A 21,033-nucleotide genomic window follows, 5' to 3' on the forward strand; every position below is an offset into this window, starting at 1 on the left:
CGGAGCCTCGCCTGGATTAGGACATATTGAACATATTGAGCGTCTCGGTGTTCACAACTCCGTGGTGCGCCAGCGATACAGATTCTGCGGCCGCCCGGCATCGCCGTACTTGGGTTTCACCTCGACCTCGCCCTGGTCGAGGAAGTGCTCGAGGTAGCGGCGGGCGCTGACCCGCGACATTCCGAGCGCCTCGCCTATATCGGCCGCAGTGGCGGGCTCGTCCCGGCGCTGCAGGTCGTCGGCGACCAGCCGCGCGGTGCTCTCGGAGAGCCCCTTCGGCAATGACGTCCGACGCCGAACGGGCGGTCTGCCCCGCAGAGCATCGATCTGCTCCTGAGTGAGAGCAGTGTCCGGCAGGGCGTTCGCCTGCGCGCGTCGAGCGGCGTACCGGCGCAGCCGTGCACCGAAGTCGTCGGGTTGGAACGGTTTGAGCACGTAGTCGATCGCGCCGAGTTCGAAAGCCTGGCGCACGAGTTCCGGTTCCGGCGCGGCTGTCACCATGATCACGTCGAGCGGGGTCGCGGACGCGGCACGGATGCGGCGCAGCAGCTGCACACCGGATGCGTCGGGGAGGAACATGTCGAGCAGAGCGAGATCCACGTCCCCGTCGGCGAGACGCGATGCCGCCGCCTGCGCGGTGAGTTCGGCGCCGACGACCTCGAAACCCTCGAGCTGCTCGAGGAAGCGCCTGTGCAGTCGCGCGACGGCGAAGTCGTCCTCGATGATGAGTACTCTGATCGGATTCACGCGTGCTGCTCCCTGTTCGCGTCGTCATTCCCCGTCGGCCAGGGCGAAGGCAGATGCGCGGTGAAGCGGGCGCCGCCGCTGTCGGCATGGCCGACGCTGACGAGACCGCCGCGCTCCTGCACGTGGGCCCTGACGACGTCCAGCCCGATGCCGTGGCGCCAGGCGTCCGCTGTCTTGGAAGTGCGTCCGCGTGTGAAGATCCCGTCGGCCTCGTCGTCGGAGACGCCCTCGCCATCGTCGTCGACGACGATGTCCAGACCGTCTTCATCTCCGAGCAGGAAGACGTCGACGACGTGGCGAGCCGCCTCGATGGCGTTGGACACCAGGTTGCCGACCACCGTGATCTCCTCCGGCCCGCAGGTGAAGCCGGCATCGATCCGGCTGTCCTCGGTGAGCGTGAGAATGATGCCGCGGGCCTCGGCCTGTGCATGACGTGACGCCAGCAATGCGGCCATCAACGGTGAGCGCAGCCGCTCCCACTGCTGCCCGTCACCCGGGCGCTCGCCGCGAGGAAGCGCAGCGAGATATGCGCGGGCGTCGTCCAGATCGCCGAGGCCGAGCAGGCCGGCGACGACGTGCATCCGGTTCTCGAAGTCATGCGTCTCGATGCGCAGAGTCTCGGTACGAGCGCGTTCCTGCTCGAGGGTCGAGAGCATCGCATCCAGCTCGCTGCGATCCTGGATGACGACCATCGCCCCGACATCGCGCCCGTCGGCGATCGCCGGCGATCGGGCGATGATCAGCGTGCGGCCCGCAGCCGTCACCTGTCGGGTCAGGCGCGCGGAGTCGGAGGTGAGGACTCTCAGCACGGATGCTGGAAGGATCGACTCCGCCGGCATGCCCACGATGGATTCCCTGTCGGGGCGGTCCAACGAGAGCAGTCGCTGCGCCTCGGCGTTGACGACAGCGATGCGTCCGTCGTTGTCGACGCCGACGATCCCGTCGCGCACACCGTCGGTGATCGCCTGATGGGCTTGCACCATGGCGAGCATCTCATCCGTCCGAACGCCGTAGAGTCGGCGGCGCAGCCCGCTCGTCACGCCCCAGGCCAGCGCTACGCCGACCAGGACCGCGATCAGCGTCGGCAGCGAGACCTGGGCCACACGCCAGAGGACCTGCTGGTCGACCGCGTTCTGCGCGAGGCCGACGGAGACGGTGCCGACGATCTCCCCGTCCTCGTCGACGACCGGAACCTTGGAGCGCAAGGTGAGCCCCATCGGCCCCTCCTCGGAGCCGGAGAACTCCTCGCCCGCCCGGACAGCGGAGTGGTCGCTGGAGACGGGCTCTCCGATGAGATCGGTCTGCGGGTGTGCGACGCGGATGCCGTCCATGTCCACGACAGTGATGTACTCCACCCCCGCGGCCTCCTGCATGGCGGCGGCGACCGGCTGGATGCGGCTCGTCGGGTCGTCGCTGCTGAGCCCCTCGATCACGACGGGCAGCGTCGCGACCGAGCGCGCCAGCACCAGCAGATCGTTCTCCGCTCCGCGGCGGACCTGCTCGATCTGCGCGAACACGGCGATGCCGGCGGCGACCGCACCGACGAGAAGGATGATGCCGACCTGGACGGCGAACAGACCGAACCCGATCCGGCGATGGGAGCGGCGTGCGAAGGGTCGGGAGGGGGCGGATCCGTTCACGCCGTCATCCATGTCCGAAATGTCCAATATGACGAGCTATGTGCACAAATCCCTGGTCGATGATCCGGGGACATAAGTTGGGGCACCAGCCGATCTCCTACGACGATGTAAGGACGTTCCTTCGTGAAACCAGTATTGCGCACTGTTCTCTTCGGCGCTGTGGTCGTGATCGCCGCCGGCTTCGCATTCACCAACGCGGCCGGCTCCGGCCAGGCATCCACCGTGCGGAGCAAGCTGACGATCATGGCGCCCGCCTCTCCTGGTGGCGGTTGGGACGGCTTCTCGCGCGAATCGCAGACCGCGATGCGATCAGAGGGCATCGTCAACAACGTCCAGGTGGTCAACGTCCCCGGTGCCGGTGGCACGATCGGGTTGTCGCAGTTGGTCGGGATGACGGGACGCGATGACATCCTGATGGCCACCGGCGGCGTGATGGTCGGTGCGATCGCGCTCGGAGACACACCGGAGACGCTCGCCGACGTCACACCGATCGCGCGAGTCGCCGACGACTACGCAGCCCTCGTGGTGCCGGCCGATTCCGACATCAAGACACTGGATGACTTCGTCGAGGTCTGGAAGGCCGATCCGGAGGGCACATCGATCGCCGGCGGCTCACTCGGCTCCATCGACCACCTGATGACAGGGCTGCTCGCACGCACGATAGGCATCGACCCGACGCAGGCGAACTACATCGCCTATTCCGGCGGAGGCGAGGCGCTGTCGGCGATGCTGTCCCACACCACGACGGGCGGGATGTCGGGCTACAACGAGATCGCGGGTCAGGTCGAAGCCGGTCAGCTCCGAGTGCTCGCCGTGTCGTCGCCGGAGCGGATGGAGGGCGTCGACGTGCCGACCTTCATGGAGCAGGGAATCGACGTGAGCATGTCGAACTGGCGTGGTTTCGTCGCACCGCCCGGACTGGATGATGCGCAGATCGAGGAGCTGGCGGCGATCGTGGATGAGATGCGCGAATCGGATGCCTGGCAGGAGGTCCTGGAGCGCAACAACTGGACGGACTCCTATCTGCCCGGTGAGGACTTCACGGCATACCTCGAAGAGCAGCAGGACGAAGTCGACATCATCATCGAGGAGCTGGGACTGTGACTGTGACCGAAGAGTTCTCGGGGCGTGACACCGGCCCGGCCGTGACCTTCAGCCCGCGACGCGACTCGTGGTGGATGGGCAGGGGCGACCTGTCGGTCGGAGTGCCTGCCCTCGTCGCCGCAGGACTGCTGCTGGTCGGTACAGTCACGATGGATGTGCGCGGTGAATCGGAGCCAGGACCGCAGTTCTTCCCGATCATCGTCGTCTGCCTGCTGATCCTCACCGGCGGATGGCTCACGATCGGTGCGCTGCTGCCTCGGCGGAAGGAGCCGGAGGTCTGGCATAGGCCGGACATCTCGGAGGACATGCTCGCGGATCTCTCGGGTACGAACACCGAGGTGATCCAACTGGAGGCGTCACGGCGCGGGCTGCGCCGTGGCCGGGCTGGGGCACCCGCGGTCGCGACGGGTGCAGGCCCCACCGAGGATGCGGCGCCGGCTTTCGACTGGCGCACCTTCGGCCTCGTGCTGGGGGCGGTCGTCGTCTTCGCGGTGCTTCTGGAACCCGTCGGGTGGATCCTCAGCGCGACCCTGCTGTTCTGGATCGTCGCGTACGCGTTGGGCAGCAGGAGGCCGGTCTTCGACATCGGCGTCGGGCTGCTGCTCGCCTCTCTCGTCCAGATCGCCTTCGGGGCGGGACTGGGACTCAACCTGCCGGCCGGCTTCATCGGATGGATCTTCTGACATGGACCAGATCACGCTTCTTCTCGAGGGCTTCGCCGGAGCGCTCACTCCCATCAACCTCGTCTGGGTGCTCGTGGGCGCCGTGCTCGGCACCGCTGTCGGCGTGCTGCCCGGCCTCGGGTCATCGATGGCTGTCGCGCTGCTGCTGCCGATCACCTTCAGCCTCGATCCGATCGCCGCGTTCATCATGTTCGCCGGGATCTATTTCGGAGGCCTGTTCGGCGATTCGACGGCAGGCATCCTGCTCAACACGCCCGGCAACTCATCCGCTATCGCGTCGTCCTTCGAGGGCAACCGGATGGCCCGTAGCGGGCGGGCGGGCAAAGCCTTGGCGACGGCTGCGATCGGAGCCTTCTTCGGAGGCATCCTCGCCACGCTGGTCACCGTCTTCGCGATGCCGCTGCTCGTCTCGATGGCGACGATGTTCGGCCCGGCGGAGTACTTCGCGCTTGCGGCTTTCGCCTTCCTCGCCGTCAGCTCGGTGGTTTCCGAGTCGATCGTCCGCGGGCTGCTCTCGCTCGGTGTCGGTCTTGCACTCGTGCTGATCGGTATCGACGGGCCGAGCGGTACCGAGCGCTTCACCTTCGGGCTTCCGCAGTTGTTCGACGGACTGTCGATCGTGGTGATCACCGTGGGTCTGCTCGCACTCGGCGAGGTGTTCTCCGTCGCTTCGCGCATCTACACCGAGGACGGCTCCGCCGAGGTCATCGCACAGGGCCGCGCCCGACTCAGCTGGACCGACTTCCGCCGTGCCGCCCCAGCCTGGCTGCGGGGCACGGCGTTCGGGCTGCCTTTCGGCATCATCCCGGCGGGCGGCGCCGAGGTCCCTACCTTCCTCGCCTACGGCATGGAGAAGCGCCTCGCGAAGGCAGGGAAGGATGCCGACTTCGGAACTGTCGGAAGCATCCGCGGTGTCGCCGCACCTGAAGCGGCCGCCAATGCGACGGCCGGCACCGCGATGGGAGCGCTGCTCGCACTGGGCCTTCCCACATCGGCCACGGCGGCGATCATGCTCGCAGCCTTCCAGCAGTACGGTCTGCAGCCAGGGCCGCTGCTGTTCACGCGCACTCCGGGGCTCGTCTGGACGCTGATCGCCTCGCTGTTCATCGGACTCGTCGCACTCCTGATCCTCAACATGGGCTTCGCGTCGATGTGGGCGAAGCTGCTGCTGATACCGAAGCACTACCTCTACGCGTCGATCACCGTGCTGGCCGTGCTGGGCGTGTACGCGATGGGCTCCTCGGTCGTCGATGTCTGGGCGCTGATCGCGATCGGGCTGATCGGCCTGTTGATGCGCCGATTCCGCATTCCGCTCGCGCCCGTCATGATCGCGGTGGTTCTCGGACCGCTCGCCGAGACGGAACTGCGGCGGGCGCTCGCGGTGTCGTCGGGAGATCCGATGATCCTGATCTCGAGTCCTTTCACGATCACTCTGTACGCGATCCTCGCCGTCATCGCAGGAGTGTCGATCGTGCAGCACATGCGCAATCGCCGCCGTGTGGCGACGGCTGCCGAGTCGATCACCGTGTGAGAGCGGGTTCCCCACACGGCGTTTCTGGCAGCCCTCGGAGAAGGAGCAGCTCAGTAGCTCGCGCGCTCGTCGCCGTCCTGCTCGGGGATCCACTCGGCGGCGAGCTTCTCGGTCGCGCGGGCGAGGATCGAGACATCGGCGGCGACGAGCACGAAGGATGCTCCGGCATCGAGGTAGCGGCGGGCGGTCGCCGGAGCGAACGCGTTGACGCCGACGGGCTTTCCCGCATCTCGCACAGCGGCGATCGTCTGCTCCACGGCGGCGATGACATCAGGATGCTCCTGCTGGCCGAGCAGACCCATGGACGCCGCGAGATCGCTCGGCCCGATGAAGACCGCGTCGACCCCTTCGACCTCCGCGATGGCGTGTGCGTTCTGCACCGCGGCATCCGTCTCGATCTGCACAGTGAGAGAGGTGATCTCGTGCGCCCGCAGGAGGTAGTCCTCGATGCGGTTGAACTGCGCCGCGCGCGCGAGCGCGCTGCCGACCCCGCGGATGCCTCGAGGCGGGTAGCGGGAGGCGGAGACGGCCGCAGCCGCCTCCGCGGCGTTGTTCACCATCGGTACGAGCAGGTTCTGCGCCCCGAGGTCGAGGAACTGCTTGATCAGCGTGGCGTCCGCTGACGGCACCCGCACCACCGGTGTGATCGGATACGCCGCGACGGCCTGCAGCAGCGACAGCGTCGATTCCAACCCGATCGGGCTGTGCTCGCCGTCGATCAACGTCCAGTCCAGACCCGAGCCCGCGACGATCTCGGCGGCGATCGGGCTGCCGGAGCAGATCCAGGCGCCGACGAGAGGACGCTCGGCCGCGGCCAGTCGATCTCGGAACGACGGCGCAGGCACTAGATGAAGCGGCATTCGATGATTCCCATCTCTCCGTAGTCGCAGCGTACGTCGTCGCCCTTCGACACCCACATCGGCCGTGTGAATGAGCCGGCGAGGATGATCTCCCCAGCCTCGAGTCTGGCGCCGTGCTGGTGGAACTTGTTCGCCAGCCATGCCACTCCGGTCGCGGGGTGGCCGAGCACCCCCTGGGCGACCCCGGTCTCTTCGATCTCCCCGTTGCGGGAGAGGACGCCCGGCACCCAGCGCAGATCGATCTCGTCCGGTCTCCGGTGCACATCGCCGAGAACCATCGCCCCGTAGGCGGCGTTGTCGCTGATCGTGTCGACGATCGTGCGGCCTTCCAGCTCGATATGCGAGTTCAGCACCTCGAGCGCGGGGACCGCGTAGTCGATCGCGGCGAGAGCATCGTCGAGCGTGCAGTCCGGACCTTCGAGAGGCGACTTGAGCACGAACGCGAGTTCGACCTCGATGCGCACGTTCGAGAAGTCGTCGAAGCGGATCTCGGAGCCCGATGCGAAGACGGTGTCGTCGAACATGACCCCGTAATCGGGCTCGGTGATCCCGGTCGCCTGCTGCATCGCCTTGGACGTCAGGCCGATTTTGCGACCGACCAGTTTGCGCCCCGCGGCGAGGTTCTTGTCGCGCCAGACGCCCTGGATCGCGTACGAGTCCTCGATCGTGGCATCCGGGAAGCGTGCCGTGATCCGCGGGATCACGCCGTGCGTGCGCTCGGCCTCAGCCAGCTCCTCGGCGATCTGCGTGATCTCCTGGGTGGACAGCATGCGCGCTCCTAGAGCTGGTGGCCGAGCTTGTACTCGCCCTGCTTGTACTCCGGCATCGATTCGCCTTCGTCCTTGCGAGTGTACGAGAACCCGTCGGCGCCGATGGTGACCGCCATCTCGCTGTCGTCCGTGCGCGCGACGACGGGCTGCGGGTTGCCGTCGAGATCGAGCACGAGCGAGGCCTCGGTGTACCAGGACGGGACGACGGGGTTGCCCCACCAGTCGCGGCGCTGGTTGTCGTGCACGTCCCACGTGACGACCGGATTGTCGGGGTCGCCGGTGTAGTAGTCCTGGGTGTAGACCTCGACGCGGTGACCGTCCGGGTCGCGCAGGTACAGGTAGAACGCGTTCGAGACGCCGTGGCGACCGGGGCCGCGCTCGATGGCATCCGAGCGGCGCAGCGCGCCGAGCTTGTCGCAGATCGCGAGGATGTTGTGCTTCTCGTGCGTCGCGAAGCACACGTGGTGCATGCGCGGTCCGTCGCCGCCGGTCATGGCGGTGTCGTGCACGGTGGGCTTGCGGCGCATCCATGCCGCGTACACCGTGCCCTCCTCGTCCTGGATGTCCTCGGTGACCCGGAAGCCGAGGTCCTGCATGTACTTCACCGCGCGCGGCACGTCAGGCGTCACCTGGTTGAAGTGATCCAGCCGCACCAGCTCGCCGGGCGTGTGCAGGTCGTAGCGCCACGACATCCGCTCGACGTGGTCGGCCTGGAAGAAGAACTCGTACGGGAAGCCGAGCGGGTCGACCACCCGCACCGAGTCTCCGATCCCCTTGACGAAACCGCCCGTCTCACGGCGCACGTCGCAGCCGAGCTCGGTGTAGAAGGCGACGGCGCGGTCGAGATCCTCGGCGTCGCGCACGCGGTACGAGAACGCGCGCACGGCGGCGACCGGCCCCTTGCGCAGCACGAGGTTGTGGTGGATGAACTCCTCGGTGGAGCGCAGGTAGATCGCCTCGTCGTCCTCTTCCGTGACATACAGCCCGAGGATGTCGACGTAGAACTGACGGGATGCCGCGAGGTCGGTGACCACGAGCTCCATGTACGCGCAGCGGAGGATGTCCGGCGGTGTCGCCTGCGGTGTCGCGACCGGGTTGTCGGTCTTGATCGGCGCCTCCTGGCTCACGTAGTAGCCGGAGGAGGTGAGGGTCATGTCTTCGCGATTGGTCATGTCAGCGTCCTCACTGCTTTCCGAAGACGGGGTTGTGGACCTCGCCGAGGTTGATGTGCACTGCCTGCTGGTCGGTGTAGAAGTCGATCGAGCGGTATCCGCCCTCATGGCCGAGGCCGGAGGCCTTCACGCCGCCGAAAGGTGTTCGCAGGTCACGCACATTGTTGCTGTTCAGCCACACCATGCCCGCCTCTAGATCACCCGCGAAGTTGTGGGCGCGCTTGAGGTCGTTCGTCCAGATGTAGGCGGCGAGACCGTACTTCGTGTTGTTCGCCAGCGCGAGGGCTTCGGCGTCGTTCGAGAACGGGGTGATGGCGACGACGGGGCCGAAGATCTCCTCCTGGAAGATTCGCGCGTCGGGGTAGACGTCCGCGAACACGGTCGGGGCGACGTAGTTGCCGGTCTCGAAGCCCTCCGGCCGACCGCCGCCGGCGACGAGGCGCCCCTCGGTCTTGCCGATCTCCACGTAGCTCATGACCTTCTGGTAGTGCTCGGGATGCACGAGGGCGCCGACCTCGGTGGTGGGGTCGTTCGGCAGTCCCACCTTGACGCGCTTCGCCTGTGCGGCGTACTTCTCCACGAACTCGTCGTAGATCGACTGCTCGACGAGGATGCGGCTGCCGGCGGTGCAGCGCTCGCCGTTGAGGGAGAAGACACCGAAGATCGTGGCGTTGACCGCGGCGTCCAGGTCGGCGTCGGCGAAGACGACCGCGGGCGACTTCCCGCCGAGCTCCATCGAGAGGCCCTTGAGGAACGGAGCGGCGTTCGCGAAGATCAACTGGCCGGTCGAGCTCTCGCCGGTGAAGGAGATGAGCGGCACGTCGGGGTGCTTGACGAGCGCGTCGCCGGCATCCTCGCCGAGGCCGTTCACGAGGTTGAAGACGCCCTTCGGCAGACCGGCTTCCTCGAAGATCCCCACCCACAGCGATGCCGACAGCGGGGTGAACTCCGCCGGCTTCAGCACCACCGTGTTGCCGGTCGCGAGGGCAGGACCGAGCTTCCACGACTCGAGCATGAAGGGCGTGTTCCACGGCGTGATGAGGCCTGCGACGCCGATCGGTTTGCGGTTGACGTAGTTGATCTGGCGACCGGGCACCTTGAAGGTGTCGTCGGCCTGCGCGACGATCAGGTCGGCGAAGAAGCGGAAGTTCTCCGCGGCGCGGCGTGCCTGACCCAGCGCCTGGGTGATCGGCAAGCCCGAGTCGAACGACTCGAGCTCGGCGAGGCGCTGGTCGCGCGACTCGACGATGTCGGCGATGCGGTGCAGCACGCGCGAGCGCTCGCGCGGCAGCATCTTCGGCCAGGGGCCGTCGTCGAACGCGCGCTTCGCGGCCGCGACAGCGAGGTCGATGTCGGCCTTCTTGCCCGCGGATGCCGTGGTGTAGTTCTCGTTCGTCACCGGGTCGAGCACGTCGAACGTGTCGCCGTCGACGGAGTCGGTGAACGCGCCGTCGATGTAGTGCTGGATGTGATCGGGAAGATCAGCGGGGATGCGTGGATCAGTCATGGTTCCTCCGGTGTCAGTGGACGTGCATGCCGACGGCTTCGTCGGGGTGTTCTTTCGTGAGGTACGCGGCCAGGGTCGCGGAGTGGTGGTCGCGCGCTGCGCGCTCGATCTCGATGACCGGGGCGCCGTTCTCGATCAGCGCGACGATGTGCTCATGCTCGCGCACCGAGTCGTGCGCGCGGCCGGGAACGAAGCTGAACGTCGAGTCGCGCAGCCGATTCAGTCGTGCCATCTCGACGGTCACGAGCTCCTGCAATCGAGGATTGGGGCACGGGGCGATCAGTGCAGCATGGAACTGCTGGTTGAGTCTGGTGAAAGCCGGAGGATCGAAGTGGTCGAGCGTCTGGATCATCTCGGCGTTGATCGCACGAGCCAAGCGCAGGTCATCGGCGCTCAGGTGCCGCGCCGACATCGCCGTCGCGCTGCCCTCGAGGATGCTGAGTGCCTCCATGCTGTGCCGGTACTGGGAGTCGTCGACCATGGCGACTCTGGCTCCGACGTTGTGCTCGAAGTGGACGAGCCCTTCGGCCTCGAGCTGGCGGATAGCCTCGCGCACCGGCACGACGCTCATGTCGAGCTCACCGGCGATGGTGCCGAGCACGAGCCGGTAGCCGGGGGTGTAGGTCTGGCTCGCGATGCGCTCCTTTATCCACTGATACGCCTGCTGCGATTTGCTGAGCATCTTCGTCATGCGCGGTCGTCTTCCGTCGTCGACGCCACGTACTTCGCGCGCCACTCGGCGTTCATCGGGAACAGGCCGTCGACCGGATGCCCTGCCTCCACCTGCGCGGCTATCCAGGCGTCCTCGTCCTCCTGCGCGAGCGCCGCGTCGACGACCTCTTCGACCAGAGCCGGCGGGATCACGATGACGCCGTCGCCGTCGCCGACGATGATGTCACCGGGCTGAACGGCGGCACCACCGCATCCGATCGTGACGTCCAGCTCCCACGGCACGTGCTTGCGGCCGAGCACGGAAGGATGCGCACCCTTCGAGAACACGGGCAGTCCGATGCGGACGACCTCGTCGAAGTCGCGCACTCCGCCGTCGGTGACGACGCCGGCCGCTCCTCGCGTCCTCGCACGCAGCGCGAGGATGTCGCCGAGGGTGCCCGTCGTGGCATCGCCTCTGGCCTCGATCACGATGACCTCGCCGTCGCCGACCGCGTCGAACAGCCGCTTCTGCGCGTTGTAGCCGCCGCCGTGGGTCGTGAACAGGTCTTCGCGGGCCGGGATGAAGCGCAGCGTGCGCGCAGTGCCGACGATCTTGGCTCCGGCGATGTTGGCGGCGACGCCGTCGATGAAGCAGGAGTGATGGCCGCGCTTGCGCAGTTGGGACGACAGCCCGGCCGTCGGCGCCTTCTCGAGCTTGGCGCGCAGCTCGGGGGAGAGGGCGGTCAGGGCGGTCGTCGATTCCTCAGCGGCGAGACCAGCGGCCTCGGCGGATCCCCAGGCTTCGGTGCGCTGCGTGTCATCGACGGCCGGCATCGATCCGAGTGTCTCGTCGAAGGGCACATCGCCCTGCGTGACGGTGGTCACCAGGCGTCCGGATGACGGTGCGCCCGGTGCGTTCGGGGCGTCGACCTCGACCTCCACGACGTCGCCCGGAACGATCACCGATGAGCCCGCCGGTGTGCCGGTGAGGATCACGTCGCCGGTCTCGAGCGTGAAGTGCTGCGAGAGGTCGGCGACGAACTGCGCGAGCGGGAAGATGAGGCCGGAGGAGTCGTCGTCCTGGCGCAACTCGCCGTTGACCCAGGTGCGCACCCGGATGTCCGCGGGGTCGACCGACCGAGCGTCGATCAGGTTCGGTCCGAGCGGCGTGTACCCGTCGCCGCCCTTGGAGCGGACGTTCGAGCCCTTGTCGTTCGCCCGCAGGTCGTACAGTCCGAGGTCGTTGGCGGCGGTGACGGAGGCCACGTACGACCAGGCGTCGGCGATGCCGACGTAGCGGGCGGGGGAGCCGATCACGAGGGCGATCTCGCCCTCGAAGGCGAGGAGCTCTGTTCCCGCGGGGCGTTCGACGGTGCCGCCGGATGCCGCGACCGAGCTCGAGACCTTGAAGAAGTACGAGGGGTGCGCGGGGCGACGGCCGCGCTGGTCGGCACGGGAGGCGTAGCTGAGGTGGATCGCGATGATCTTGCCGGGGCGGGCGATCGGGTCCGTCACGTGGGGCGCCTCCTTGCGTCTGAGCATCGCTCTTGTGTGATGTATTTGAAATCGTATATCATCCTGACATCGGGTGGCAAGGATCAGATCCGCACCCGGACAACGACGTCACACAAGGAGCTTCAATGACTGATCAGCCCGGCTTCACGCCGACCGGCACCATCGCCAGCGCCGCGGATCGGCGCCGTGTGGTGTTCGCCACAGTGGTGGGGACCACCGTCGAGTGGTACGACTTCTTCATCTACGCAACGGCCGTCGGACTCGTCTTCGGCCAGCTGTTCTTCTCTGCGCTCGGCACGAACACCGTCATCCTCGGCTTCGCGACCGTCGGAATCAGCTTCCTGTTCCGTCCGCTCGGCGCCTTCCTCGCCGGCCACTTCGGCGACAAGCTCGGCCGCAAGCGCGTGCTGATGTGGACACTGATCCTGATGGGCGCGGCCACCGCGCTCATCGGCGTGCTGCCGACCGCCGAGGTCATCGGCGTCGGCGCCCCGATCCTTCTCGTGCTGCTGCGCATCCTGCAGGGCATCTCGGCCGGCGGCGAATGGGGCGGCGCCGTGCTCATGGCCGTCGAGCACGCACCCAAGAAGAGGCGCGGCATCTTCGGTGCCTCGCCGCAGATCGGCGTGCCGCTCGGCCTGCTGCTGGCTTCCGGCGTCATGGCGATCATGACCGCGATCGCACCCGGGGATCAGTTCCTCGCCTGGGGCTGGCGCATCCCGTTCCTGCTCAGCGTCGTGCTGATCCTGATCGGCTACTACGTGCGCCGCAACGTCGAGGAGAGCCCGGTGTTCGCCGAGCTCGCCGCACGCAAGGAGAAGGCGAAGATGCCGATCGTGCAGCTCTTCCGCAAGCACGCGCTGCTGGTCGTGATCGCCGCTCTGGTGTTCGCGGGCAACAACGCGATCGGATACATGACCACCGGCGGGTACATCCAGGGTTACGCGACGGATCCCGAGGGACCCATCGGGCTCGACCGCGGCCCCGTGCTCTGGGCGGTGACCGGTTCCGCGGTGACCTGGCTGATCACCACACTGCTGGCCGGGTGGATCTCCGACCGGATCGGCCGCCGCAACACGTATATCGCCGGGTGGATCATGCAGCTCGTCGGTGTCTTCCTGCTGTTCCCGCTCGTGAACACCGCGAACATCGGGCTGCTGTTCCTCGGCCTCGCGATCCTCACCATCGGACTCGGATTCACCTACGGGCCCCAGGCCGCGCTGTACACCGAGCTGTTCCCGGCATCCATCCGGTTCTCCGGCGTCTCGATCTCCTACGCGATCGGCGCGATAGCGGGTGGCGCGTTCGCCCCGACCATCGCCGCCGCGATCGTCGACGCGACGGGATCGACAGAGATGGTGACGTGGTACCTGGCCGGCATGACCGTGATCGGCCTGATCGCGACGCTCCTGCTCCGCGACCGCAGCGGCATCCCGCTGGGTCCGGATCACGAGGAAGAGCAGTCGGTCAGTCCGATCCGCGGACTCGCCAGGGCCTGACACATCCCCGTGGGGCGGAGCGATCCGCATCCGCCCCGCGGCTCACGCAGAAGAAGGAGTACCGATGCAGTTCCATCACCACGGCTACGTCTCGCAGGATCCGCGGATCGTCGCGGCGGCGGGCACCGGAGTCGATCGTCCAGCCGACCTGCCGGACGAGATGGACGTGCTCATCGTCGGATCCGGCCCCGCAGGCATGCTCCTCGCGGCGCAGATGTCGCAGTTCCCCGATGTGACGACCCGGATCATCGAGCAGCGCGACGGACGTCTCGTCCTCGGGCAGGCCGACGGCATCCAGCCTCGCAGCGTCGAGACGTTCCAGGCGTTCGGGTTCGCCGAGCGCATCACCGCCGAGGCGTACAACATTGCGTACATGAACTTCTGGGGCCCGGACCCGGAGAACCCCGGCAACATCGTCCGCACCACGCGCACCGAGGACTACGGGCTCAAGATCAGCGAGTTCCCGCACCTGATCGTGAACCAGGCCAGGGTGCTGGACTACTTCGCCGAAGCCGCCGCCGACGGGCCAGGGCGCATCGCCCCCGACTACGGGATCGCGTTCGTCGGCCTCACCGTGCACGGCGACGGCGAGTACCCGGTGGAGGTGCGGGTGCGTCACACCGCAGGGCCGCGCGCGGGGGAGGAACGGACCATCCGCGCGAAGTACGTCGTCGGCAGCGACGGCGCGCGCAGCGGCGTGCGCGAGGCGATCGGCCGTACGCACGTCGGTGCGTTCGCGGCTCACGCGTGGGGTGTCATGGACGTGCTCGTCAACACCGACTTCCCCGACTGGCGCACCAAGTGCGCGATCAACGCCGAGGCGGGGAACATCCTGCATATCCCGCGCGAGGGCGGCTACCTCAGCCGTGTCTACGTCGACCTCGGCGAGGTCGCCGCCGACGACAACCACCAGGTGCGGAGCACCCCCATCGAGGCGATCATCGCGAAAGCCAACGAGATCCTTCATCCGTACTCGCTGGACGTGAAGGAGGTCGCGTGGTCGAGCGTGTACGAGGTGGGCCACCGCGTCACCGACGGCTTCGACGACGCCCTGGACGAGGAACGTGCACCGCGCGTCTTCCTCACCGGCGACGCCTGTCACACGCACAGCGCGAAGGCGGGGCAGGGCATGAACGTCTCGATGCAGGACGGATTCAACCTGGGCTGGAAGCTGGGCGCCGTACTCACAGGGCGGAGCCCTGAGCCGCTGCTGTCGACCTACTCCGCCGAACGCCAACCCGTCGCGCAGCAGCTGATCGACTTCGACCGCGAATGGTCATCGCTCATGGCGCGCAAGCCGGGGGAGATCTCCGACCCGCAGGAGCTGGCCAACTACTACCTGGCGACTGCCGAGTTCCCATCCGGCTTCATGACGCAGTACACCCCGTCGGAGATCACGTCGACGGGTGAGCACCAGGCGCTCGCCGCCGGTTTCCCCGTCGGCAGACGCTTCAAGTCCGCCGAGGTCGTTCGCGTGTGCGACGGCAACGTCGTGCATCTCGGTCACCACGCCAGGGCGGACGGGCGCTGGCGTGTGTACGCGTTCGCGGATGCGTCGGGTGCGCGACTCGGCGAGTGGGCGTCGGCCGTCGCGCCGATCATCGCCAGGTACACGCCGTCGGATGCCGATGTGGATGCCGTGATCGATGTGAAGGCGATCCATCAGCAGTCGTTCGAGGACATCGACATCATGTCGACACCCTCGCTGTTCCTGCCGAAGACCGGCCCACTCGGCCTGATCGACTGGGAGAAGGTGTACACCGCCGCTCCCAACGCCTGGTCGAAGACCGACATCTTCGCGGAACGCGAGCTGTCGCGCGACGGCGTGGTCGTGGTCGTGCGCCCCGACCAGTACGTGGCCGCGGTGCTCCCGCTGGATGCTGTGTCCGAGCTCGACGCGTTCCTGTCCGGGGTGTTCCTGACCGCCTGACTGCGCTCGTGCGTTGCGTTCAGGTCGCACTTTTTGTCGCTTCGCGCCGCTCAGAGCGACAAAAAGTGCGACCCGGACGGCTCGGGCGTTCCCGGCGCTCCGTGACACGTGTCATGCGGATCCGATGACACCGGGCCCCGGACTCCACACCGCGTCGCCGCCAGGCTGGAGCCATGAGCACAGCAGTGGACACTCAGACTCCGACCAGGGCCACGGGCACGGCATCCGACACCGCCGTCATGATCACCGGATTGCGCCGGCACTACGGCTCGGGCGAGCGCACGGTCAAGGCCGTCGACGGCCTCGACCTCAGCATCCGCCGTGGCGAGGTCGTCGCCCTCCTGGGCCCGAACGGTGCAGGCAAGACGACCACGCTCGACGTGCTGCTGGGGCTCACCGATCCCAGTGACGGGACGGTCTCCGTGTACGGCGAGAAACCGATCAAGGCCGCCAAGGCGGGCATGATCGCTGGCGTGCTCCAGACCGGCGGACTGCTCTCCGACCTCACGGTCCGCGAGACGGTAGACGTGATCGCCTCGCTGCACGGTCGCGATGCCCTCTCCCGCGTGCCGGAGGTGCTCGTCCGCACCGATCTCGAATCGATCGCCCGACGCCGCATCGCCAAGTGCTCCGGTGGTGAGCAGCAGCGCGTCAAGTTCGCTCTCGCCCTGGTCGCCGACCCCGACATCCTCGTGCTCGACGAGCCGACCGCCGGTATGGACGTCACCGCGCGGCGTCACTTCTGGGACGTCATGCGCGCCGATGCCGATGCCGGGCGCACGATCGTCTTCGCCACTCATTACCTCGAGGAGGCCGAGCAGTTCGCACGCCGCACCGTCGTGATGCACCGTGGCCGCATCGTCGCCGACGCCCCGACCGCGCAACTGCGCGCGAACCTCGGCGGCCGCACCCTCGCCGCGAGTCTTCCCGCCGCAGGCGCAGACGCGCTCGTGCGGCAGTTGAAGGAGACCGAGGGCATCACAGATGTTCGGGTCGACGCCGAACGGGTGAGTCTGCGTGCACTGGACTCGGATGCCGCGGCATCCGCCCTTCTCGCCGCGGGAGCGCACGACATGGAGATCGCCGCCCCCACGCTCGAATCCGCCTTCACGGCCCTGACGGAGGACTGACCATGACCATCTCGATCTCATCCACGATGCTGCGCGTCGAGGCGATGCGCCAGATCCGCAACCCCTACACACTCGCTTTCACCCTCGGCATGCCGGTCGCGATGTACCTGCTGTTCGGTGCGACGGCGGCATACGCGTCAGAGCCGGCTGGCAACGGCAACGTCGCCTTCTATGTGATGGTCTCGATGGCGGCCTACGGCACCGCAGTCGCGATGAGCTCGCTCACCTCACTCGCGGCCACGGAGGCGAAGCAGGGCTGGGGGCGGCAGCTCGCCATGACGCCGCTCGGTACGGCGGGCTACGCCATGACGAAGTTGCTCACCGCTGTCGCGTTCGCGGCGCTCGCCGTGCTGGCCGTCTTCGTCGCCGGGCTGCTGACCGGGGCGGAGGCGACCGACGCCTGGCGCTGGTGGGCCGCGATCGGCATCATCCTCGCCGTCGGCCTCGTCTACGGCCTCTACGGACTCGGTGTCGGACTGTTCTTCAACTCCGACACGGCCGCCGCACTCGCGTCGATCTCGATGACCTTCTTCGCGTTCTTCGGCAACGTGTTCCTGCCGCTCGACGGCGTGATGCTCGACATCGCCCGGTTCACGCCGCTCTACGGCTACGTCGCGCTGAGCAGGTGGCCGTTGACCGACGGCACGCTCACCACAGGGCAGAGCGATCCGCTGTGGGTGCTCCTGCTGAACATCGTGGTGTGGCTCGCGGTGTTCGCCGTGCTCGTGGCCGCCGGAGTGAAGCGCTCGCGTTCGCGCCGATAGGGTCGACAGCATGGCGGATGACGTGACCAGGGATGCCGCGGCGGCGGCTGCCGTCGGTGCGGCTCCCGTAGCCTGGGCCACTCGGGGCAGCCGCCGACGCAGCGTCGGTTCCGGCGCGCCGTGGGAGCGGTTCGGCTGGTTGATGGCCGTCATCTGGCTCGTGTTCCTGGTGTATCCGCTGATGGCGCTGCTGCGCTCGGATGCCGCCCAGGGGTGGATCGTCATCGGCTGGGTGGGGCTCGGCGCGTTCATCGTCGTCTACGTCGCGGGCTTCATGAACGGGATGAGCTTCGGCGGTGGCGGGCTGACCACTCCGCCGAAGCCGATCCAGTGGGCGGCGTTCGCAGGTCTCATCGTGTGCGCGGCGCTGGTCGTCCCCAGCGTGGGCGGCGCGGCGCTGGGCTTCCTGCCGTTCATCATGTCCTTTGCGTCGTACGGCCTGACCCGCCTCGCTCATTGGACCACGATGGCGGCGTGCGTCACGCTCACTGCGGTGATGCTCTTCTTCGCGCCGCAGGGCATGGACTACCTGACCATCTTCGCGATCGTCCTGCTGCTCGGCGTCGTCAACACCGTCTCGACCAGCTTGATCATCCGCTCAGCAGAGGCCGAGCAGCTCGGTCTCGAACTCGCCACGAGCGAGGGCCGAGAGGCGGTGGCGCGCGACGTGCACGACCTCGTGGGGCACTCGCTCACCGTCGTCAGTCTGAAGGCGCAGCTCGTGCGGCGGCTCATCGACAGCGATCCGGAGCGCGCCAAGACCGAGCTCGCCGACATCGAGTCGCTCACGACCGAGGCGATCGCGGGTGTGCGCGCCACGGTGGCGGGCGTGCGCAGCGCGGCGCTCGTCGAGCAGCTGGCCTCTTGCCGGGACGCACTGCAGTCGGCCGATGTCGCGATGCTCGTGGACGGTGACGCCGCCGCCCTCTCGCCCGCGCAGTCGCTGACGGCGAGCTGGATACTGAGAGAGGCGACGACCAATGTGCTCAGGCACGCGGAGGCGCGCACGGTCACGGTGCGCATCGCACCAGGCAACCTCGCGGTGATCGACGACGGCGGCGGCTACGGAGGGATCGAGGGCAACGGAGTGAAGGGCATGCGCGAGCGGGCCACGATGAGCGGCGCGGCTTTCACGGTGCGGGCGGGCGAGAGCGGCGGCACATGCGTGGAGGTGACCTGGTGACCGACCCGATACGACTGGTGATCGTCGATGATCAGGCGATGCTGAGAGGTGCCCTCACTGCACTGCTGGAGCTCGAGGACGATCTGACGGTCGTCGCAGTCGCCGGAGACGGTGAGGACGCGGTGAGGGCGGTCGCCGACACCGCGCCGGATGTGTGCCTCATGGACATCCAGATGCCGGGGATGGACGGAATCGCCGCGACGCGGGCGGTGCGGGCCGCGAGCGCGGCCACCAGGGTGTTGATCGTGACGACGTTCGCGAGGCCCGGTTACCTGCGCGCCGCACTGGATGCGGGAGCGAGCGGATTCGTCGTGAAGGATGCGCCGGCCGAACAGCTCGCCGATGCCGTGCGCCGTGTGCACGCAGGATTGCGGGTCGTGGACTCCGCACTCGCCGAAGCCAGCGTCTTCGAGGGCGCGAACCCCCTCAGCGAGCGCGAGCAGCAGGTGCTCAGACTGGCCGCAGACGGACGCAGCGCCGCGGCGATCGCCTCCGAGGTGTTCCTGTCGGCGGGGACCGTGCGTAACAACCTGTCGTCGGCGATCGGCAAGGTCGGCGCGGCGAATCGTGCGCAGGCGGTGCGGATCGCGCAGGACAAGGGCTGGATCTGACGCTGCACGACCCCACCTGTCGGCCGCTCAGCCGTCCGCTGCGGGTTCGGCCCGCATTCGCTGCGCCGCGGCCTGCTTCTGCCGTGCGAGCCAGGTGTGGTTGGCGACCGCGGCACGCACCTCCTCGGAGTAGTCACGTGCGCCGTCGGGGTGTCGGAGGAGATTCCTCAGGTGGAAGGGGGAGTCCTCCCGGTGGGGGCTGCTGTCGTCGATTTCTCTGGCGAGACCGGTGAGGTAGTCATGGCCGTCGTCGCGATATCGCCGTCGCTCCGAGTCGTCCAAGCGGATCACGCACTGGTCGTCCGCCATCGTATTGATCGTGTACCGCGACTCGAGGTACAGCTCGCCCTTCTGCTCGACCAGGAACCATGAGCCCGGCTCGTGATCGACATATCGCATCGCGCCCTGCGCCTCTGCAATGCGAGCGGCATCGCCCCACTCCCCGATGGGGGGAATCGCCTCGAGCGGACGCCTCATCGCGGTGTCGAAGGGGTAGTACGCGAACGTCGGTGCGGCGTCTCGATACAGCGTGAGGCACGCGACCCGGTGGCATGCCGAGCAGGCGACCTGGCTCTCCACCTGTTTCATCAGGGCGGAAGCATGAAGGAGGTCGAGGTCGGCGAGTGGGACGACTCCTCGTTGCTCCTCGAGCTCACCGGCACCCACAGCTGCACGCAGGGCGTCGACAGTCCCGTCCACATCGAAGGATCCGTCGCCTCGGCGTACGATCAGGTCGCGACACACAGGGCAGTCCTCGTCCGCCGGACGGCAGGTGCGCCCAGGATCGTCAACGGTGACGACGACGCGCTGCAGGTCACCGGCCCGATAGCCCCCGTGCTTCACGAACTCGGGTCGCACATACCCGGATTCGAGAACAAAGTACCGGTCGCCGGCGGCGAAACGCCATGTCACGTCGAAGACCTTCCTGAAATCGGAGAAGGTCGCGTCATTGTCGACACCCGGGATCCAATCCGCCACGTCGAGTCCGCGCGGAGCGAACGGTGTCGGCGCGATATGCAGGATCACGGCGATGATCGCATCGTCGTGAAACACGAGCTCGCCGCCTGAGCAGAAGCGCACATGCCGCGACAGCACTGCCGGCTCTCCGACCCGACGTTCATGAGCTTCGACGGGCCCGCCGCCCAACGCCTCGGTCAGGCGAAGCACGGGCTCGTCCTCCGGCCCGGCACCGAACGCCTCGAGGATGGTCTGCAGCCGGCCGCTCTCCGGATCTCGTGTCATCGGACCAGTATCCGCCACCGGTGCCCTGTTGCGATGTCGGTGACCGCGCGTACCGTGAACGTCGACGGGCGCCGACGCCCGTCAGAAGGAGCGAGTGATGGACTGGAAGATCGAACTCATCCACGTGCCGGTCAGCGACGTCGACCGGGCGAAGGACTTCTATGTGAAGATCGGCTTCAACGCCGACCACGATCAGGTCGTCCACGAAGGTCTGAGGTTCGTGCAGATGACTCCGCCCGGGTCGGCCTGCTCGATCGCCTTCGGCGAGGGCCTCGGCCTCGATCTCGAACCGGGTCAGCAGAACACGATCCAGGTCGTGGTGCCTGACGCGGATGCCGCGCTCGCACAGCTGCGCGATGCCGGTGTCGAGGCGAACGGCGTCGACGAACAGGCGTGGGGCCGGTTCGTGACGTTCGACGACCCCGACGGCAACACCTGGACCCTGCAGCAGCTTCCCGACCGGAGTTGATACGGCAGGTCGACGCGGCACAGTC

The 21,033-nt window shown here is 67.6% G+C and carries 19 protein-coding genes; 10 read left to right on the top strand and 9 right to left on the bottom strand.

Going from position 1 to position 21,033, the window contains the following annotated elements:
• Positions 1-51 precede the first annotated feature (51 nt).
• On the bottom strand, positions 52-747 hold the full coding sequence (locus ACYVG2_RS01145) for a response regulator (protein ID WP_460779301.1): 696 nt from the start codon (positions 745-747) through the stop codon (positions 52-54).
• Positions 744-2,399 (bottom strand): ATP-binding protein, encoded by a 1,656-nt coding sequence (locus ACYVG2_RS01150; RefSeq protein WP_460779302.1) that lies wholly within the window; start codon positions 2,397-2,399, stop codon positions 744-746. The genes ACYVG2_RS01145 and ACYVG2_RS01150 overlap by 4 nt, the downstream gene beginning before the upstream one ends.
• Before the next feature lie 111 nt (positions 2,400-2,510).
• Here ACYVG2_RS01150 and ACYVG2_RS01155 point away from each other — a divergent pair, with 111 nt between their 5' ends.
• From ACYVG2_RS01155 to ACYVG2_RS01165, 3 genes are read left to right on the top strand one after another with little or no spacing between them, the layout of a single operon-like run.
• Entirely contained in the window at positions 2,511-3,491 is a 981-nt protein-coding gene (locus tag ACYVG2_RS01155; protein WP_460779303.1) for a Bug family tripartite tricarboxylate transporter substrate binding protein, read from the top strand.
• Positions 3,488-4,174 (top strand): tripartite tricarboxylate transporter TctB family protein, encoded by a 687-nt coding sequence (locus ACYVG2_RS01160; RefSeq protein WP_460779305.1) that lies wholly within the window; start codon positions 3,488-3,490, stop codon positions 4,172-4,174. The genes ACYVG2_RS01155 and ACYVG2_RS01160 overlap by 4 nt, the downstream gene beginning before the upstream one ends.
• Position 4,175: 1 nt before the next feature.
• Positions 4,176-5,705, top strand: a complete 1,530-nt coding sequence (locus tag ACYVG2_RS01165) for a tripartite tricarboxylate transporter permease (protein WP_460779306.1) — start codon at positions 4,176-4,178, stop codon at positions 5,703-5,705.
• Positions 5,706-5,755: 50 nt separating this feature from the next.
• Here the strand turns inward: ACYVG2_RS01165 and ACYVG2_RS01170 are convergent, their stop codons facing one another.
• From ACYVG2_RS01170 to ACYVG2_RS01195, 6 genes are read right to left on the bottom strand one after another with little or no spacing between them, the layout of a single operon-like run.
• Positions 5,756-6,565: an HpcH/HpaI aldolase family protein gene (locus tag ACYVG2_RS01170; RefSeq protein WP_460779307.1), complete on the bottom strand. Its 810-nt coding sequence runs from the start codon at positions 6,563-6,565 to the stop codon at positions 5,756-5,758.
• A complete protein-coding gene (locus ACYVG2_RS01175) occupies positions 6,550-7,335 on the bottom strand; it encodes a 2-keto-4-pentenoate hydratase (protein WP_460779308.1) in 786 nt (261 codons plus the stop codon). Before ACYVG2_RS01175 ends, ACYVG2_RS01170 begins: the two co-directional genes overlap by 16 nt.
• Before the next feature lie 8 nt (positions 7,336-7,343).
• Positions 7,344-8,507 carry a 3,4-dihydroxyphenylacetate 2,3-dioxygenase gene (gene hpaD / locus ACYVG2_RS01180; RefSeq protein ID WP_460779309.1) on the bottom strand — a complete coding sequence of 388 codons (1,164 nt, stop codon included), beginning with the start codon at positions 8,505-8,507 and terminating at the stop codon, positions 7,344-7,346.
• Positions 8,508-8,517: 10 nt separating this feature from the next.
• Positions 8,518-10,014 (bottom strand): 5-carboxymethyl-2-hydroxymuconate semialdehyde dehydrogenase, encoded by a 1,497-nt coding sequence (gene hpaE / locus ACYVG2_RS01185; RefSeq protein WP_460779310.1) that lies wholly within the window; start codon positions 10,012-10,014, stop codon positions 8,518-8,520.
• Positions 10,015-10,027: 13 nt separating this feature from the next.
• Complete coding sequence (locus tag ACYVG2_RS01190) at positions 10,028-10,705, bottom strand: GntR family transcriptional regulator (RefSeq protein WP_448965163.1); 678 nt, start codon at positions 10,703-10,705, stop codon at positions 10,028-10,030.
• Entirely contained in the window at positions 10,702-12,180 is a 1,479-nt protein-coding gene (locus ACYVG2_RS01195; RefSeq protein WP_460779311.1) for a fumarylacetoacetate hydrolase family protein, read from the bottom strand. The genes ACYVG2_RS01190 and ACYVG2_RS01195 overlap by 4 nt, the downstream gene beginning before the upstream one ends.
• A gap of 125 nt (positions 12,181-12,305) precedes the next feature.
• On the opposite strand from ACYVG2_RS01195, the gene ACYVG2_RS01200 reads away from it, so the two are divergent.
• The 6 genes from ACYVG2_RS01200 (at position 12,306) to ACYVG2_RS01225 (ending at position 19,297) form a co-directional block, all read left to right on the top strand.
• A complete protein-coding gene (locus ACYVG2_RS01200) occupies positions 12,306-13,679 on the top strand; it encodes an MFS transporter (RefSeq protein WP_206476833.1) in 1,374 nt (457 codons plus the stop codon).
• Between the two features lie 64 nt (positions 13,680-13,743).
• Positions 13,744-15,609 (top strand): FAD-dependent monooxygenase, encoded by a 1,866-nt coding sequence (locus tag ACYVG2_RS01205; protein ID WP_460779312.1) that lies wholly within the window; start codon positions 13,744-13,746, stop codon positions 15,607-15,609.
• Positions 15,610-15,782: 173 nt separating this feature from the next.
• Positions 15,783-16,739 carry an ABC transporter ATP-binding protein gene (locus ACYVG2_RS01210; RefSeq protein WP_460779313.1) on the top strand — a complete coding sequence of 319 codons (957 nt, stop codon included), beginning with the start codon at positions 15,783-15,785 and terminating at the stop codon, positions 16,737-16,739.
• Between the two features lie 2 nt (positions 16,740-16,741).
• Positions 16,742-17,503, top strand: coding sequence for an ABC transporter permease (locus ACYVG2_RS01215; protein WP_460779314.1), 762 nt, complete (start codon positions 16,742-16,744; stop codon positions 17,501-17,503).
• Between the two features lie 10 nt (positions 17,504-17,513).
• Positions 17,514-18,686: a sensor histidine kinase gene (locus ACYVG2_RS01220; protein WP_460779315.1), complete on the top strand. Its 1,173-nt coding sequence runs from the start codon at positions 17,514-17,516 to the stop codon at positions 18,684-18,686.
• A complete protein-coding gene (locus tag ACYVG2_RS01225; protein WP_460779316.1) occupies positions 18,665-19,297 on the top strand; it encodes a response regulator in 633 nt (210 codons plus the stop codon). Before ACYVG2_RS01220 ends, ACYVG2_RS01225 begins: the two co-directional genes overlap by 22 nt.
• Before the next feature lie 27 nt (positions 19,298-19,324).
• On the opposite strand, the gene ACYVG2_RS01230 is transcribed toward ACYVG2_RS01225, so the two are convergent.
• Positions 19,325-20,539, bottom strand: coding sequence for a hypothetical protein (locus ACYVG2_RS01230; protein ID WP_460779317.1), 1,215 nt, complete (start codon positions 20,537-20,539; stop codon positions 19,325-19,327).
• A 97-nt stretch (positions 20,540-20,636) separates the two neighbouring features.
• On the opposite strand from ACYVG2_RS01230, the gene ACYVG2_RS01235 reads away from it, so the two are divergent.
• The gene (locus ACYVG2_RS01235) at positions 20,637-21,008 is read left to right on the top strand and encodes a VOC family protein (protein ID WP_206476826.1); all 372 of its coding nucleotides are present in this window, start codon (positions 20,637-20,639) and stop codon (positions 21,006-21,008) included.
• The last annotated feature ends 25 nt before the right edge of the window (positions 21,009-21,033 follow it).

Source organism: Microbacterium shaanxiense (assembly GCF_054779995.1).

Excerpts from the sequence above, each read along its gene's own strand:
- ACYVG2_RS01235 (WP_206476826.1), top strand. The coding sequence starts at position 20,637 with ATGGACTGGAAGATCGAACTCATCCACGTGCCGGTCAGCGACGTCGAC.
- ACYVG2_RS01230 (WP_460779317.1), bottom strand. The coding sequence starts at position 20,539 with ATGACACGAGATCCGGAGAGCGGCCGGCTGCAGACCATCCTCGAGGCG.
- ACYVG2_RS01165 (WP_460779306.1), top strand. The coding sequence starts at position 4,176 with ATGGACCAGATCACGCTTCTTCTCGAGGGCTTCGCCGGAGCGCTCACT.
- ACYVG2_RS01210 (WP_460779313.1), top strand. The coding sequence starts at position 15,783 with ATGAGCACAGCAGTGGACACTCAGACTCCGACCAGGGCCACGGGCACG.
- ACYVG2_RS01150 (WP_460779302.1), bottom strand. The coding sequence starts at position 2,399 with ATGGATGACGGCGTGAACGGATCCGCCCCCTCCCGACCCTTCGCACGC.
- ACYVG2_RS01190 (WP_448965163.1), bottom strand. The coding sequence starts at position 10,705 with ATGACGAAGATGCTCAGCAAATCGCAGCAGGCGTATCAGTGGATAAAG.
- hpaD (WP_460779309.1), bottom strand. The coding sequence starts at position 8,507 with ATGACCAATCGCGAAGACATGACCCTCACCTCCTCCGGCTACTACGTG.
- hpaE (WP_460779310.1), bottom strand. The coding sequence starts at position 10,014 with ATGACTGATCCACGCATCCCCGCTGATCTTCCCGATCACATCCAGCAC.
- ACYVG2_RS01200 (WP_206476833.1), top strand. The coding sequence starts at position 12,306 with ATGACTGATCAGCCCGGCTTCACGCCGACCGGCACCATCGCCAGCGCC.
- ACYVG2_RS01175 (WP_460779308.1), bottom strand. The coding sequence starts at position 7,335 with ATGCTGTCCACCCAGGAGATCACGCAGATCGCCGAGGAGCTGGCTGAG.
- ACYVG2_RS01225 (WP_460779316.1), top strand. The coding sequence starts at position 18,665 with ATGCGTGGAGGTGACCTGGTGACCGACCCGATACGACTGGTGATCGTC.
- ACYVG2_RS01205 (WP_460779312.1), top strand. The coding sequence starts at position 13,744 with ATGCAGTTCCATCACCACGGCTACGTCTCGCAGGATCCGCGGATCGTC.
- ACYVG2_RS01220 (WP_460779315.1), top strand. The coding sequence starts at position 17,514 with ATGGCGGATGACGTGACCAGGGATGCCGCGGCGGCGGCTGCCGTCGGT.
- ACYVG2_RS01170 (WP_460779307.1), bottom strand. The coding sequence starts at position 6,565 with ATGCCGCTTCATCTAGTGCCTGCGCCGTCGTTCCGAGATCGACTGGCC.
- ACYVG2_RS01215 (WP_460779314.1), top strand. The coding sequence starts at position 16,742 with ATGACCATCTCGATCTCATCCACGATGCTGCGCGTCGAGGCGATGCGC.